Annotated in this window: 14 protein-coding genes; 9 read left to right on the forward strand and 5 right to left on the reverse strand. The window is 62.7% G+C overall.

The genetic code is table 11. The features are described from left to right. Positions 1 to 9 precede the first annotated feature (9 nt). Positions 10 to 336 (reverse strand): hypothetical protein, encoded by a 327-nt coding sequence (locus MD221_RS00995; protein WP_242107123.1) that lies wholly within the window; start codon positions 334 to 336, stop codon positions 10 to 12. A gap of 199 nt (positions 337 to 535) precedes the next feature. Here MD221_RS00995 and MD221_RS01000 point away from each other — a divergent pair, with 199 nt between their 5' ends. From MD221_RS01000 to MD221_RS01015, 4 genes are all read left to right on the forward strand, one after another. After that, positions 536 to 4,102, forward strand: a complete 3,567-nt coding sequence (locus tag MD221_RS01000) for a methylmalonyl-CoA mutase family protein (RefSeq protein WP_242107125.1) — start codon at positions 536 to 538, stop codon at positions 4,100 to 4,102. 586 nt (positions 4,103 to 4,688) lie between these two features. Then, positions 4,689 to 7,001, forward strand: coding sequence for an NACHT domain-containing protein (locus MD221_RS01005; protein WP_242107127.1), 2,313 nt, complete (start codon positions 4,689 to 4,691; stop codon positions 6,999 to 7,001). A 161-nt stretch (positions 7,002 to 7,162) separates the two neighbouring features. Continuing rightward, positions 7,163 to 7,765: a DUF4253 domain-containing protein gene (locus MD221_RS01010; RefSeq protein ID WP_242107129.1), complete on the forward strand. Its 603-nt coding sequence runs from the start codon at positions 7,163 to 7,165 to the stop codon at positions 7,763 to 7,765. A gap of 271 nt (positions 7,766 to 8,036) precedes the next feature. Continuing rightward, a complete protein-coding gene (locus tag MD221_RS01015; RefSeq protein ID WP_242107131.1) occupies positions 8,037 to 8,684 on the forward strand; it encodes a hypothetical protein in 648 nt (215 codons plus the stop codon). Positions 8,685 to 8,723: 39 nt separating this feature from the next. Here the strand turns inward: MD221_RS01015 and MD221_RS01020 are convergent, their stop codons facing one another. The 4 genes from MD221_RS01020 to MD221_RS01035 are packed head-to-tail and all read right to left on the reverse strand — an operon-like array spanning position 8,724 to position 11,843. Next, a complete protein-coding gene (locus MD221_RS01020; protein WP_242107133.1) occupies positions 8,724 to 9,050 on the reverse strand; it encodes a nucleoside triphosphate pyrophosphohydrolase family protein in 327 nt (108 codons plus the stop codon). Between the two features lie 10 nt (positions 9,051 to 9,060). Then, positions 9,061 to 9,327, reverse strand: coding sequence for a hypothetical protein (locus tag MD221_RS01025; RefSeq protein WP_242107135.1), 267 nt, complete (start codon positions 9,325 to 9,327; stop codon positions 9,061 to 9,063). Beyond that, positions 9,324 to 10,670: a TFIIB-type zinc ribbon-containing protein gene (locus MD221_RS01030; RefSeq protein WP_242107137.1), complete on the reverse strand. Its 1,347-nt coding sequence runs from the start codon at positions 10,668 to 10,670 to the stop codon at positions 9,324 to 9,326. Before MD221_RS01030 ends, MD221_RS01025 begins: the two co-directional genes overlap by 4 nt. A 21-nt stretch (positions 10,671 to 10,691) precedes the next feature. Continuing rightward, entirely contained in the window at positions 10,692 to 11,843 is a 1,152-nt protein-coding gene (locus MD221_RS01035) for an SHOCT domain-containing protein (protein WP_242107138.1), read from the reverse strand. Between the two features lie 324 nt (positions 11,844 to 12,167). Here MD221_RS01035 and MD221_RS01040 point away from each other — a divergent pair, with 324 nt between their 5' ends. The 5 genes from MD221_RS01040 to MD221_RS01060 all read left to right on the forward strand — a co-directional run bounded on the left by MD221_RS01040 (position 12,168) and on the right by MD221_RS01060 (position 15,093). Then, positions 12,168 to 12,443 (forward strand): hypothetical protein, encoded by a 276-nt coding sequence (locus MD221_RS01040; RefSeq protein ID WP_242107140.1) that lies wholly within the window; start codon positions 12,168 to 12,170, stop codon positions 12,441 to 12,443. A gap of 280 nt (positions 12,444 to 12,723) precedes the next feature. Further along, the gene (locus MD221_RS01045; protein ID WP_242107141.1) at positions 12,724 to 13,416 is read left to right on the forward strand and encodes a hypothetical protein; all 693 of its coding nucleotides are present in this window, start codon (positions 12,724 to 12,726) and stop codon (positions 13,414 to 13,416) included. A gap of 38 nt (positions 13,417 to 13,454) precedes the next feature. Then, positions 13,455 to 14,039 carry a hypothetical protein gene (locus tag MD221_RS01050; RefSeq protein ID WP_242107143.1) on the forward strand — a complete coding sequence of 195 codons (585 nt, stop codon included), beginning with the start codon at positions 13,455 to 13,457 and terminating at the stop codon, positions 14,037 to 14,039. Beyond that, positions 14,036 to 14,443, forward strand: coding sequence for a hypothetical protein (locus MD221_RS01055; protein WP_242107144.1), 408 nt, complete (start codon positions 14,036 to 14,038; stop codon positions 14,441 to 14,443). Before MD221_RS01050 ends, MD221_RS01055 begins: the two co-directional genes overlap by 4 nt. A 92-nt stretch (positions 14,444 to 14,535) precedes the next feature. Continuing rightward, the gene (locus MD221_RS01060; protein ID WP_242107146.1) at positions 14,536 to 15,093 is read left to right on the forward strand and encodes a YaeQ family protein; all 558 of its coding nucleotides are present in this window, start codon (positions 14,536 to 14,538) and stop codon (positions 15,091 to 15,093) included. The last annotated feature ends 53 nt before the right edge of the window (positions 15,094 to 15,146 follow it).

The following is a 15,146-nucleotide window of genomic DNA, read 5'->3' on the forward strand; positions in this document are numbered from 1 at the left end:
TCTGGCGCTCTAGATCCGGCCCCTCACCCAGTAGCCGCCGCGGAAACGCCAGTCCGCGCCGGCCCGGTACCAGCGCGCCGGGCGGTAGACGTAGCCGGCGCGCGCCGGCACGTAGCCGCCCGCCACCCAGACGTGACGCCGGCCGTTCCAGCGCCAGTAGCCCGGCGTCCACGCATAGCCCGGGCGCACCACGACCCGTTCGTGGCGCGGGGGCGGTGGCGCCACGCGCACGCTGACGCCGACGAAGCCGGCGGCCTGCGCGGACCCGCTGTGCAGGCCGCCGCCAAGCGCGGCGCAGGCGATCGCCGCGGACAGGATCCAGGGACGCAACCTCATGACCATCTCCTCGCATCGGCGCCCACGCGCCGTTCGTGAAGGGGAACGCCGGCCGCGCGCGGCTGTTGACGGCCGGCCGCCGCGCGTTCAGGCGCGCGCCACCCTGCGGGTGCGCACGGTCGCCGCCGCCCGGGGCGGGGAGGGCGGCATGGGCCGCACGCTACAATCGGCGCATTCCAGTAGCCGTTCGGAGCGCGCGATGAGCACGCCAGCCACCACCGCCTTTGACAAGCAGACCCCCGAGACCCAGCCCGACGCCGCGCCGCTGCGCTTCGTCACCGCCGCCAGCCTGTTCGACGGCCACGACGCCGCGATCAACATCATGCGCCGGCTGATCCAGTCGCAGGGCGCCGAGGTCATCCACCTCGGCCACAACCGCTCGGTGGAGGACGTGGTGCGCGCCGCGCTGCAGGAGGACGCCGACGCCATCGCGCTCTCCTCCTACCAGGGCGGCCACGTCGAGTACTTCAAGTACATGGTCGACATGCTCGCCGAGCGCGGCGCCTCGCATGTCCGCGTCTTCGGCGGCGGCGGTGGCACCATCACCCCGGAGGAGATCCGCGAGCTCGAGGCCTACGGCGTGGAGCGCATCTACCACCCCAACGACGGCATGAAGATGGGCCTGGTGGAGATGATCGAGGACGTGGTCAAGCGCGCCGCCGGCGCCCGCGATGACGCCGCGCGCGCGGCAGAGAAGCACGAGGCCCCCGGCATCGACGACGAGATCGCCATCGGCCGCGTGCTCAGCGCCATCGAGGACGGCAGCTACGGCGAGGCCGAGCTCTCGCGCCTGCGCAAGCAATGGCAGCTGGCGGCCGGCAAGACCCCGGTGGTCGGCATCACCGGCACCGGCGGCGCCGGCAAGTCCTCGGTCACCGACGAGCTGCTCAACCGCTTCCTCGCCAACTTCCCGAAGATGCGCGTGGCGGTGGTCTCGGTCGATCCCACCCGCCGCCGCACCGGCGGCGCGCTGCTGGGCGACCGCATCCGCATGAACTCGCTGCGCAGCCACCGCGTCTACATGCGCTCGATGGCCACCCGCCGCCAGAACGTGGCCACCAATGCCGTGCTCAAGGACTGCATCGCCTTCCTCAAGAGCCTGGGCTACGACCTGGTGATCGTGGAGACCGCCGGCATCGGCCAGAGCGATTCGGAGATCGTCGACCTGGTCGACTTCCCGATGTACGTGATGACCAGCGACTACGGCGCCGCCAGCCAGCTCGAGAAGATCGACATGATCGACTATGCCGAGCTGATCGTGCTCAACAAGTACGACAAGCGCGGCGCCGAGGACGCCCTGCGCGACGTGCGCAAGCAGTGGAAGCGCAACCGCGTCGCCTTCCAGACCAAGGACGCCGACGTCCCCGTCTATCCGACCATCGCCAGCCAGTTCAACGACCCCGGCGTCAGCTGGATGTTCGCCAACCTGTGCCGCCTGCTGTCCGAGAAGCTGCACCTGGCCAAGGAGGCGTGGACCCCGCGCATCGACACCTCGCTCAAGGAGCCGCGCGCCACCGTGCTGATCCCCGGCAGCCGCGTGCGCTACCTGGCCGAGATCGCCGAGCAGGGCCGGCGCATCAACGCCGCCATCGGCAAGCAGGCCGAGGCCGCCGACCGCGCGCAGGCGTTCTGGCAGGCGCTGCACGAGTTGGAGGACCCCAAGCTGCCCAGGCAGCTCGACCTCTACGGCGCCGATGCCTTGCTTCCCCCGTCCGCGAGCGAGCGAGGGGATGGAGGCGAGGGCGCCGACCGTTCCCTTCTGCTGCTGCGCCAGCGCTACAACGACGCCATCCAGTCGCTCACCTCCGACTCGCTCAAGCTGCTGCGCGACTGGCCGCAGCGCCTGAAGTCGATCACCGACGAGGTCAACGAGTACGAGGTGCGCGGCAAGACCATCCGCGTGGAGAACTACCGCGAATCGCTCAGCCACCAGCTGATCCCCAAGATCGCCGCGCCCACCTACAAGAGCTGGGGCGAGCTGCTCACCTTCCTCGGCAAGGAGAACCTGCCCGGCAGCTATCCCTATACCGGCGGCGTCTATCCCTACCGCCGCACCGGCGAGGACCCGATCCGCATGTTCGCCGGCGAGGGCACGCCCGAGCGCACCAACCGCCGCTTCCACTACCTCAGCGTCGGCCAGCCGGCCGCGCGCCTGTCCACCGCCTTCGACAGCGTCACCCTCTACGGCGAGGACCCGGCGCCGCGCCCGGACATCTACGGCAAGATCGGCAACTCCGGCGTCAACATCCCCACGCTAGACGACATGAAGAAGCTGTACTCCGGCTTCGACTTGTGCGCGCCCACCACCAGCGTGTCGATGACCATCAACGGCCCGGCGCCGATCATCCTGGCGATGTTCATGAACACCGCCATCGACCAGCAGGTGGAGAAATACCTCAAGGCCGATCCCAAGCGCTGGGAAGAGGCGGGCAAGACCCTGGTCAAGCTGTTCGAGGGCCGCAAGCGCCCCCGCTACCAGGGCGACCTGCCGCCCACCAACAACGGCCTCGGCCTGGCCCTGCTCGGCGTCTCCGGCGAGCAGATGGTCGACGCCGAGACCTACGCCCGCATCAAGGCCGAGACCCTGGCCAGCGTGCGCGGCACCGTGCAGGCCGACATCCTCAAGGAGGACCAGGCGCAGAACACCTGCATCTTCAGCACCGAGTTCGCCTTGCGCATGATGGGCGACATCCAGCAGTACTTCGTCGACCACAAGGTGCGCAACTTCTACTCGGTCTCGATCTCCGGCTACCACATCGCCGAGGCCGGCGCGAACCCGATCAGCCAGCTCGCCTTCACCCTCAGCAACGGCTTCACCATCGTCGAGTACTACCTCGCGCGCGGCATGAAGATCGACGACTTCGCGCCCAACCTGTCGTTCTTCTTCTCCAACGGCATGGACCCCGAATACACCGTCATCGGCCGCGTCGCCCGCCGCATCTGGGCCCGCGCCATGCGCGAGCGCTACGGCGCCAACGAGCGCAGCCAGATGATGAAGTACCACATCCAGACCAGCGGCCGCTCGCTGCACGCCCAGGAAATCCAGTTCAACGACATCCGCACCACGCTGCAAGCGCTCTACGCGCTATTCGACAACTGCAACAGCCTGCACACCAACGCCTACGACGAGGCCATCACCACGCCGACCGAGGAAAGCGTGCGCCGCGCCGTCGCCATCCAGATGATCATCAACAAGGAACTGGGCCTCAACTTCAACGAGAACCCCTGGCAGGGCAGCTTCGTCGTCGACAAGCTCACCGACATCGTCGAGGAGGCCGTCTACAAGGAGTTCGAGTCGATCAGCGAACGCGGCGGCGTGCTCGGCGCCATGGACACCATGTACCAGCGCGGCAAGATCCAGGAAGAGTCGATGTACTACGAGCACAAGAAGCACGACGGCTCGCTGCCCCTGGTCGGCGTCAACACCTTCCTCCCCAAGGAGCACGGCGGCGAGATCGCCACCGAGATCGAGCTGATCCGCTCCACCGAGGAGGAGAAGGGCCAGCAGATCGCCAACGTCCAGGCGTGGCAGCAGTCACGGAATGCCCTGGCCCCAGTCGGGGAGACTGAGCACGGGCATCTGGCCGCCTCGGACGAGGAGGAGGACTTCGTCCACGACGGTCATGGGCTGGCCTACCTCCAGGCTACTGCCCGGGAGCGCCGGAACGTGTTCCAGGCGTTGATGGAGGCGGTGAAGACGCATAGCCTGGGGCAGATCAGCCATGCGTTGTATGACGTGGGTGGGGAGTATCGGCGGAATATGTGATTCGCATTGTGCTTTAGGGGAGAACGGAATTGCAGTGCATCGTTCTAGTGGACTACGACAATCTCCAGCAGTTGAAGCCAGAAAGAAAGATTGAAGACGTGGCTTTCAATATCAATAGGATTGCTGAGCTAGTCGCTTTAGCGCGATTGGAGTGTTTTCCCCAATGCCACGAAGTAGTGATGCGACTATACGGGGGGGTGGACTGATATGAGAGGACAGCTAACTTTCAGGGCTGATTGGCTGTATCGAGTTCTTCATACTGTGCGCGGACGTCGTCATGGTGCTCGTATTACGCCCGAGGTCGTCTTAAGTCTCATGTGCTGCCCAGATCAAAAACTCATTGGCACTTATAGGTATGGGTCGCAAAAAATGGTCGATACCATGCTGTGCGCCGATATGGTGTATGCATCGCGAGAGACTGCCTGTCCACTGGGGTTGCTTTCTGACGATGACGATATGGTTCCTGGTCTAGTTTTTGCATCTACGATTAGGCGCGGTGCTTTATGTTCTAGAAAGCGAGAATCAGGTGCCGGTGTCAACGATAGTGTCATTTTGCGGCTGGGAGTTATGCTGAGGGAGCACGGCAATGTCTGACCTTGTGGCTGTATGGAAGGAGCGGATCGAGCGCGATCTTGCGCCATTCATTGATCCGGGAAGCGAGTTGCTTATTATCGAAGATGGGGCCGTGATTGAAGCGACGTGGGAGCAGCGAAGGGTCGTAAGGCAGGCGCGCTTTCGCGTGTCACTCGCAGGGGGTGAGGTCGAGGTTGAGTGCGGTTCAAATAGAACAACCTATACGGCGTTCTTTGCCGGCGAGGATATGGCGGACTTGATTGGTATTGCCAAGGGAAGTTTGGCCAGACTGAAGAACTCTATATATGTTGAAACTTTCGCAAAGGACTCGAATGCGGAAATTGATACGGAATCGCCGGCAATCTCTCTAATTCGCAGTTGTGTCGAAAAATCTGATTCAAGTGATCTTCTGACTGATTTGGTGATGATTACTGCAGAGGCTGGCGCGGGCAAGACGAGTGTACTTAAGGAATTGGTCAGACAGCAGGCGGATCTGTTTGTCCGAGGGCAATCTCGATACTTGTACCTGTATGTAGATGCGCAAGGCCGCGCTCTCGCTAGGTTCAACGAAGCGCTGGCTACCGAGCTGAATGAGCTGCGTGTGATGCTGCCGTTTCATGCCGTCTCAACTCTGGTTAGATTGGGTTTGCTTGTGCCGGTTATTGATGGTTTTGATGAGCTAATTGGTGTTGGAGGATATGATGATGCTTTCAACTCAATTTCATCATTCGTCGAAGAATTGAATGGCAGTGGTGTAATTCTTGCATCTGCTCGTTCGACATATTACGAACAAGAATTCTTATCCAGGGCCAATAGAGCGTCTGCGTTAGGTGAACAGTCTTGGAAGCTGGACTCTATTGAAATCAGAGGCTGGGCCGAAATACAGAGACGGCAGTATGTGGATTGGCGTTGCAAAGAAAATGGGCAGTCGGATTCGATTGCCCTCGCGCTTACGAAGATATTTTCCGGAGAAAATGAAGAGCTTGCGGACAAGCCTCTTTTCATTGTGAGGGCTGTCGACATCCTGATGACCGGGGGGGATTTGGAAGGAAGTGGTGGGTTATTGGAAAGATTGATTTCATCTTTCCTTCAGCGCGAGCAGCGAGATAAGCTTCGTGACAGAAATGAGCGCCCCATACTGTCAGTGGTGCAGTTGAGGTCACTTTGCGAGGATTTCTCGGAAGAAATGTGGGCGCAGGGGACGCGTGAACTTGATCGGTCGACGGTAAAGGATTTGGCGGAATTGGTGTTGTCAGATACTTCTCTTTCAAGTTCCGATCAGCATGTGGTCATGGAGCGAATGCCTACGATGGCTTTTCTGCAAGTTGGAGAGTCCTATGGGGCCGTTGCATTCGAACATGAATTATTCTTCTCTCAGTTTCTTGCAAATAGGTTCGCCAAAAAAATTTCATCTTCTGCACAAGGTCTTTCATTGCTTCTGGGGCGCTCTGTGATGCCAGATTCATTGGCTCACGGCGTTGCTGCTAAATTGCATGAGATGGTGGTTGCCGGCGAGGTAACCGTTTCGAGTCTTGTGGCGATACTTTGTGCTGCTTCGGCAGAGTTTTCGCCAAAACAAGGACAAGTAAAAGAGAATGCAGGAAGGATAGTTGCTGCTCTGCTTGCGCGCTTAGAGGTGCCATGCGAGAGTATTAATATTCGTGACGTTGTATTTCCCGGATCATCGATGAGAGGGATTCAGTTTAGTGCATGCACCTTCAGTGATGTGGAGTTTCGGAGGGCTGATTTTTCGAATCTTAAATTCATTGGATGTTGTGGGGATCGTTTAGTTTTTGAGAGTGTGCTTGTCGACGGCTGCACGGTGCTTGAGCTGGTTGGTCAGGTGGATGTTTCTAGTTTTAATGGATTGAGGGTTGCAAGCGCTGATGGGGGGATTGTTCAGTTGTTTGATCCTACGAAAGTCCGGGGAGAGCTTAATGCTCGTGGATTTCCTGCGGCTAAAGCATCGGATCCATCGGCAGTGAGAAATGTTTCTGATGATGTGGTGAGGCTTGTGGATCGCCTGGCGCGTGCATATACGAGATGTAATCCTGTTTGCGTGCAAGATCGAACTTTTGCTGGAATCTTTGATGATGTTCGATGGGGTGGTGTAGAGAGAGTTGCCATTGATTCTGGTGTTGTTCGCTCCGAGACTCGGTCTGCTCATGGGCCGCGCCGCAAATTTTTACGTCGCACGGTTACTCCAGCCGAACTTATGTCTGGTTTCGATACGCGTGAGAATGTGAATGCCAGCGTTCGAGCTTTCTGGGAGGGGCTTGAGCAGCTTTATCCAAAACAGGGGTCAGGGTCGACTTTCAACTCCTGACGCTCCGGGTTCTATGACCTTTCGCGGCCTGCCGATCTTCCTCGGGCCCAGCGAGCGCCCAAGCTGCGCTTCAATTGCCTTGCGGATCTGTCGCTTGTTTCCGTCCTTTGTTTCTCTAGATTGCTGCATATTTAGGTTGAGGGAAGAGAATAATGCTTCGAATGACCCTGCTGCTCGCCATACTGGGCATAGGCACGGCGCATGCACAAACCCCGATTGATCTGGACACCGCAGCCAGCCTGCTGGGGAAATCGAGCGGGCAGCCGGTCAGATTGCATTCCACCCGCGACTTTGGCCGAGAGCCATTTATGGCCGCCCGGTCGGTGCTGGTGGATCCAGCACAGGCCGAGGCGTTGGTCGAATCGCTGCGCTCGCGTCTTGGTCCGGGGTTGATCGCTTTCGTCGGTACGGACAACAGTCTGGCCGATCCGCCTGCGATGGGCTCCGAAGTGGTGGTGGCCAAGGGGGCGGATCAGTTCGACATCCTGCGCGTGGCGGCGAGCAATGCCGTCAATTACGACATGGCGACGGAGGACCTGATCCGGAAACTGAAGGAGTGGGATGCCGCGTATGGAATCGATATCTATATGGCTTCCACGGACACCATCGCCTTCCGCCTGAAGACATTGCCCCCGGATCTGCATGCCTTCGCCGAAGAGGTGTACGCGTTCTGCCCGGACACCGTCGATCAAGGCATTGGTTCGGTCGATGCGCTAGCCGAGGTCATCGGTCGGGATCGTGTCGTGGGGCTCTGGTGGGATTGACTGCGTAGAGCCGTTCGGCAAAAACTGGGCAGAGTCGACTTTTCATCCAGAGAACAGGGTTGGGTTGGGATTGAAGAGAAATTGGGGCAGATTCACTCTTCGAGCACTGCGCTGGCATTAGCTTTTAACGTGATAACTAGCTCCTCGGAGAGAGGTGGCTCGTGCTTCTTGAGCTAGTGCCCGCGTCTATAAAGGATTCGATTTGGCTAAGAAGGGCAGGCCTGCAGTGAGCACTCCCTCCGAGACGCCCCGGGCACTCGGATTCGAGTTCATGGATGAAATGCTCGATGCATTCGCTGAGTCCCAAAAGGGGACGCTGCCTGGCCCGTGGGAGCGATGGTCGTTCGCCATCGGTTTCATGGGGGCCGGTGCAGGAATGCTTTTAGGCGTGCTGCTGGAAGGGCGTGCCGCGATGGTGTCTGCCGTCGCGGGCTTGGTTGTTGAGCTTTCGGGTTTTGCGTTGTCTCTGATGCTGTTGGTAAAACGCGAGTGGCGCGCCTTCCGTTCCGCAAAACGTAATTATGCCTGTGAGCTGGATCGTGATTTCACGAAGTACCAGCAGTACGTGAATGTTCTTCGTCTCTACCCGGCGGCCGAGAGGAGCATGCGGTTGCATTACATTCTCGGGCGGCGCAGGACGCTGCAGCGTCGGCTTGGTCTTTTCAGCGGAGGCCTCGAGCGTCTCGGCGTTCTCCCCGTTATCTTCGTCTTGTATCTGCAGTTCAAGGATTGGGAGTGGGGCGATTGGGGCATGCTTGCTGAGATTAATCTGGTTCAAGGCCTGCTGATTTGGGCATTGCTTTTGGCGTACGCCATGGGGTGGTATCTACTGCGCCTCAACGATCGTATTGAACTTTACGAAGTCTTGTTGGAGGAATCTTTGCGGCAGGATGAAGAAGGTGATCTTAAATTCGTTTGATGGTTGATCACGCTCTGTGCGCTGACCTGACCCTTGTTTCTATGTGTTTAGCTCGCTAGATACATATTCGGTCAGCTCTCCGGTGTTTCTGGCAAACTCCGCCTCTAGATCAATGCCACATTTGTTCGCAAGAACAATGATCGACCACAGACAGTCCGACAACTCGTGCCCAAGCTTCGCCTTGCAGTCGTCGATGTCCCGGATGCCGGCGTTCGCCTGGATCAGTTTCGCCAAGTCGCCCACGTCCCCCATGAAACCCAGCGCCAGTTCTTCCGGGGTCCAGATGCGTCCGTACTTCTTGGTCTCGAGCTGCTCGTAGAGAGCGTTCAGTCGAAGTGCCGACGCTTCAAGATCGCTGAATTCCATGCCATACCGCCTAGCTCGGGGGAGAGTTGTCCTGGATCCGCTGCACGCGCTTGCGGTACTCGCTCACGTTGTCGCCATCGATGCTCGTCCTCTGCGTGCCGGTCACCGTGTTGACCTTCCTGTCCGAGCCGGTCACCGGCTTGGCCTCGACCTTGGTCTCGCGCTCGAAGGCATGGGATTTGTCGGTGTTGCGGTAATACCGGTACAGGGCCCAGTACAGCGCGGTCGCGCCGGCGGGGCCGAGGGCCAGCAGGAAAAGGCCGCCGTCGTCGCTCATGTCGAATTCGCCAGGATCCAGAGTGCAATGCCTTCGAGGAAGGTGCCGACGGTGAGGGCGGTCAGCAGCAGCTTCCACTGCTGCACCGGCACGCTGCCCATCGTCTCGCCGGTGCGCCCGTTCACGGCGATGTAGTGCAGCAGGCCGCCGTTGCGGCCCGGCTGGTGGTACGAGTAGAGCCAGACCGGCAGGTACATCGACACCCAGCGCGTGCCGTGCACGTCCAGGCGTTCCTGCTCCCAGCGCACGCCGCGGTCGTAGCGGTCCACCGAGTCCTCGACCTGGGCGCGGGCGATCGACAGCAGCTGGTCCTCCAGGCGCGGGCGCAGCCGCTCCACGTCCTGGTCGCGCTTCTCGGAGGTGAAGCCGGACAGGTAGGAGGCATTCCATTTCACCGCGTTCTTGGTGTCGAACGGCAGGATGGTGTTGATGATGTTGTTGGTGTTGACGCGCGTGTCGAGGTTGCCGCGCTCGGTGGAGGATTCCAGCGGCAGGTCGTCCACGGTGAAGTCGACGTGCCGCTCCACCTGGTACACGTCGGCGTCGTAGTAGGTCTTCTTGTTGTCGCCGCTGCCGCGCGTGTAGCGGCGCGTCTCGATCTCGGCGTGGCCGGCGACGTCGGCGCTGGCCCTGCCGTCGACGATCATGTAGGGCAGGTAGACGCCGACGACGTTCTCGGGCGTGAACTGTTCCTTGAAGGCCTTCAGCGCGAACAGCTGCCGCTTGGCCACGAACTGGCGGATGCGCGCGACCGCGTCGTCCTTCTTGATGTGGAAGGGCAGCAGCGCGTCGGGCACCGCGCCGTTGGCCACCTGCTCGTTGACGCCGAAGACGTGGCGGCACCAGTGGCAGCGCGCGGTCATCGCGTTCTCGGTGTTGACCGTCACCTCGGCGCCGCAGCCGGTGCACTTGAAGGTCATCAGGCTGGCGGCGTCGGCGGCGATGTCGCGCGCGCCCGAGGCGATGACCGTGCCCTGGAGCTGGTCGAGGCCCTCGCCGAGGCCGAACTCCTCTTCCACCCGCGCGCTGTGCCATTCGTTGCGGCAGTACAGGCAGATCAGCAGGTCGCCGCCCGGCTTCTGCCGGATGTCGGTCGACCCGCATTTCGGGCAGCGGTTGAGGCCGTCCTTGAGTTCGTCGGAGGCCGTGTCGATGGCGACCGGGTCGGGCGCCTCCAGCTCATCGCGGATGGGCTGGGGCAGGGTGGCCGGGTCGAGCGGCGAAGCGCCGGGCAGCGGCGGGACGTCCTGCGGCGAGCCCGGCCCGGCAAGGGCCGGACCCGCGGAAGCCGGATCGGCAGGCGCCCGCGGCGGCAACGGCGGCGGGGTGTTGGCGTTGGACATCGTCGTCGTGCGGCCCGCGGCTTACAGGCCCAGCGCCTTCGCCTTGAGCGCGTCGTAGTCCGCCTGGGTGATCAGGCCCTGGTCGAGCATCTCCTTGGCCTTCTTGAGTCTGGCGACCGGGTCGTCGGCGGCGGGCGCCGCCGGCGTGGCCGGCTGCTGCAGGCTGCCGAGGCCGCCGACCATGCCCGAGGCCATGCCTACGCCGACCAGGCCCGCGGCGCCGCCGTTCTCGCCGGCCGACTGGATGCCCGCCGCGACGCTGGCCTGCAGGTTGGAGTTGCCGCGCGTGCCGGCGAGCGCGTCGGCGCGCTGCACGGTCTTGAGCAGCTCGCGGGTGTTCGCGTCGTATTCGATCGAGACGATGGCGGTCTTGACGATGGCCAGGCCGCGGTCGGACTTCCACTGGTAGGCATTCTCCACCGCATCCGACAGGCTCTTGGCGAAGCCGATCGAGTCCTGCTGCAGCTTGGTGATGCGGTTGCCCTTGCTCGGGTCGTTCGAGTACAGGCTGAAGGCGGGGGCGAGCGAGCCGACCACTTCGTTGAACAGCTGGCTGGCGGCGGCGTTGTCGATGTCGGTGAAGTCGAAGACCTGGCCGGGCTGCAGATACGAGGCCGGCACGAAGTTCTTCACGAACAGGATCGGGTCGACGATCTTCAGCGTGTACGAGCCGCGCGTCACCGCGCCGACCTGCGTGTTGAGGAAGCCGTCGTCCCAGTAGATTTCCGATTGCGTGCCGAAGCGGTTGTCCGGCAGCTCCTTCAGCGAGACGAAGAAGGCGGCCTGCTGCGAGCCGGGCTGGCCGCCGAACTTGAAGCGCTCCCAGCTTTGGGTGATGAGCGAGCTGACCAGGCCGTCGCCGGCGAAGACCGACTTCGAGTTGAGGTCGTCCGATCGCCACTCGTAGCCGCCCGGCTCGGCGGCGAAGCCGGTGACCTTGCCGTCCTGGAACAGCAGCAGCCCATAGCCTTCCGGCACGACGATCTTCGAGCCGTTGGTGATGATGTTCGAGGAGCCCTTGGTGTTCGAGCCGCGCCCGGCGTTGGTGCCGCGCGGCACGGCGGCGAACAGCGCCGCGGTCGCCGGCAAGCCGTCCGGTACCGTGTAGAAGTCCTTCCACTGGTCGGCCAGCACGCCACCGACCGCACCCACCACCGCCTGCACAAGACCCATGACATCACTCCGCGATTCGTGGCCGGATACCGTTCCCGCCATGCGGGACGCACTATACAGTCCCCGGCGGCGTCGAAGGGGGCGGGAAGCGGCGGGCATGCGGCCGGCAGAGAACGGGCTGGGGCCCGTTTCCGAGGCGACATGCCGCAGAAGCCTTGCACGGGCCGGCACGGGAACGCGGAGGGCCTGGCTTCGGCATGCCGAGACAGCCGTTTCTGGCCATGGCCGCGCCGTCGTCTGTCATCCGCTTTTTATCGGTTTTTAACACCGCCGTCCTGGAAGGCTGGCAGGGTGCGGGTCCAACCCGAAGCCATGGAGTGTTCGATGAACAAGTGGTGCCTTTCCGCCTCGCTGGTCCTGCTGACCGCCGCCTACAGCGCCGCCGCGCTCGCCGACGTGCATACCTTCCAGGTCATCGGCGAAAGCTACGGCCACACCAGCGAAGAAGCCATCGACAACGCGCTGCGCGTGGCCGACGAGAAGTGCTACCTGAGCTGGGGACGCTCCTCGCAGGACTACACCGTCCTGGCCCAGTGGACCGATCCGGAAAGCGGCTACCCGGCCGCCCGCGTGTCCCTCGGGTGCACGACCGAGGATTGATCCAGGGCGCCATCGCCCGCTCTCTCCGCTCTCTAGGGATGAGGCGAAGAGCGGGCCGGTTTTGTTCTCACGGGGAAAGGAGGGGGCGGGCTTGCCGCCTGTCGCCTGTCGCGCGGCGCAGGAGAAAGCCGTGCGCCGCTCCGGCCCCGGCGAAGCGCGGTAGCGTTTCGCGGTAACTGAGTTTTGTTTTCCGAGCAGGTCGGAACGGGCCACCCCCGTTCCGGCTTGCTATCCTGCGCCCGGCGATCAGGATCGGTCGCGGACCGTCGGGGGAAAACACATGCGGCGATGGAGTCGGCGGACAGCCGGTGCGGTGCTGGCGTGCATGCTCGCCGGCCTGATGTGCCTGGCCCAGGCGCGAACGCAGCAGGGGAAGGCGCCCGATCGCGGTCCGCTGGCCGACGGTCCGGTGGCGGGCGTCGGTCTCGGCGAATGGACGGCGCGCTGGTGGCGCTGGGCCTCGGCGCAATCGGTGGCGCCCTATCTCGATCGCGATGGCCGCCTGTGCGAGATCGGCCAGCAGGGGCCGGTCTGGTTCCTCGCCGGCACCGACGGCACGTTCAAGCCGCACCGCACCTGCGTGATGCCCGAGGGCAAGCACCTGCTGGTGCCGGTCATCAACATGGTCTACTGGGGGCCGCGCGGCCGCGACGTGCCGTGCCGCGAACTGCAGGCCGGCGCGGCCCTGAACAACGACCGCCTGGCCGGCGCGATCGTCGTGCTCGACGGCAGGACGCTGGGCCGCCTCCGCCTTCGCAGCGACGGCTGCTTCCGCATGGATCCGGACAATCCGCGTTCCCGCCTGGGCGCGGCCGACGGCTATTGGCTCATGCTCAAGCCGCTGCCGCACGGCCGCCACACCCTGGTGGTCAGCGCCAGCTATGGCGAGAGCGGCGACAAGTACGGCGGGATGCGGCAGGACTTCGAGTACGTGCTGGACGTGGGCGGGAAGGTACTGCTTAGCAAGTTCTGAGATTGGGTTTTGGTTCTTCTCGTATCGGGGGGGTGCGAATGATCGACAAGCTCTTGGAGTTGGGGAATGGGAGACTGCTGATTCCCATCGTTGCTATCGCTGCCGGAATCGTACTGGTTCGAGGTGTCTTCAGCCTGAGCAGATCGCGTAGTGCGGATCGTCGGGATTTTCTCGATCTGTTCCAAAAATGCGGTGCAGAGAACGATCTTTGGCTTACGGTGGCGGTGCGCCATCTCGCCGGCGCCTATCTTCCCTCGAGCCTGATCAGGCAGTTAATGGCGGGTACCCAGCCTGGAAGGGCGCTCGTGGAAATTTCGGGCGCTTGGGGGCTGTTGGACATGCATGATGAGACCGGCGAGTTGTACTGGAGGCTGAAGGTCTTTCGCATGGCGAGGATCAGGAAGCTCGCGATTTGGTTGCTGCATGCGTTGTATTTCATCCTGGCATTCGCCGCGCTGGGTCTGGCCTATCTGGCGTTGCGCGGAAGAATTGAGGAGAATTCGCTTTGGGTCGCCTGGATGTATTCGATCATAGGTGCTTGCGGCGCATTTTTCGCTTTGTTTTACGGTAGTGCCCTGAGCGACGCCGACAAGGCCGCACGACGCTGGCTGGGGATGCAATGAAAGAGCGCACGATGGTGGTGTTGTTCCGAGGCCTGATCCTTCTGGCGCCGGTGCTGAGCGTGCTCGGCTCGCTCGTTCCGTTTCCGCAGGCAATGAACCTGAATCTTCAGCTGCAGGGGATCGTTCCGGTGCTCGTGCTGCTGGCGACGCTGTTCGGCCTGCTTGGCGGGGTGTCGTGGATCGTTGCCACGGTGGGCCTGTTGGCGTTCCGGCGCTGGGCGCGCGTGCTGGCGATCTGGTGCGCGGTGGCGTGGGCGCTTTCCACCGCGCTGACGTTGGGTGCCATCCCGATGCTGCGCGCCATGGCACCGGCCGCGATCGCGCTGTACGTGGCCGGGGCGCTGTGCTGGATCGGTGCGCTGGTGCTGGCGCGCACGCAACCTTTGTCGGCGCGGTTCACGTAGGCGGACTCCGTTCGGGCCGTGAGCCGGTCGCGTCTCGACTCGCGCGGCCGCAAGCCGTCTAAAATGGCGCCTGCATTCCGCCGGTCACGCCCATGGCACTGAAAGCCACCGTTCTCAAAGCCGAGCTGCAGGTCAGCGACATGGACCGGCATTACTACGCCACCCATGCGCTGACGCTGGCGCAGCACCCCTCCGAGACCGACGAGCGGCTGATGGTGCGGCTGCTGGCGTTCGCGCTGCATGCCGACGAGCGCCTGGAGTTCGGGCGCGGCCTGAGCAACGAGGAGGAGCCCGATCTGTGGCGGCGTGACCTGGTCGGCGACGTCGAGCAATGGATCGACCTGGGGCAACCCGACGAGAGCCGGATCCGCAAAGCCTGCGGGCGGGCGCGACAGGTGGTGGTGGTGAACTACGGCGGCCGCGCCGGCGATCTGTGGTGGAGCAAGAACGCCAACTCGCTCGCGCGCCTGAAGAATCTGACGGTCATCGACATCCCGGTCGAGGCGGTGGAGGCGCTGGCCACGCTGATCGAGCGCGGCATGCGCTTGAATGTCCTGATTCAGGACGGCGAAGTGCAGTGGATGAGCGATACCGCCACCGTGGCGTTGCGGCCGGTGGTGCGCCTGGAAGCGGCGAACGCGGTTGCCTGAAGGCGCGCTTGAGGCGGTCTTCGAGTTCCCGCTTCATCCGATGTCCAGCACGG

This window comes from Luteimonas aquatica, from assembly GCF_022662575.1.
Lineage (GTDB): Bacteria > Pseudomonadota > Gammaproteobacteria > Xanthomonadales > Xanthomonadaceae > Luteimonas > Luteimonas aquatica.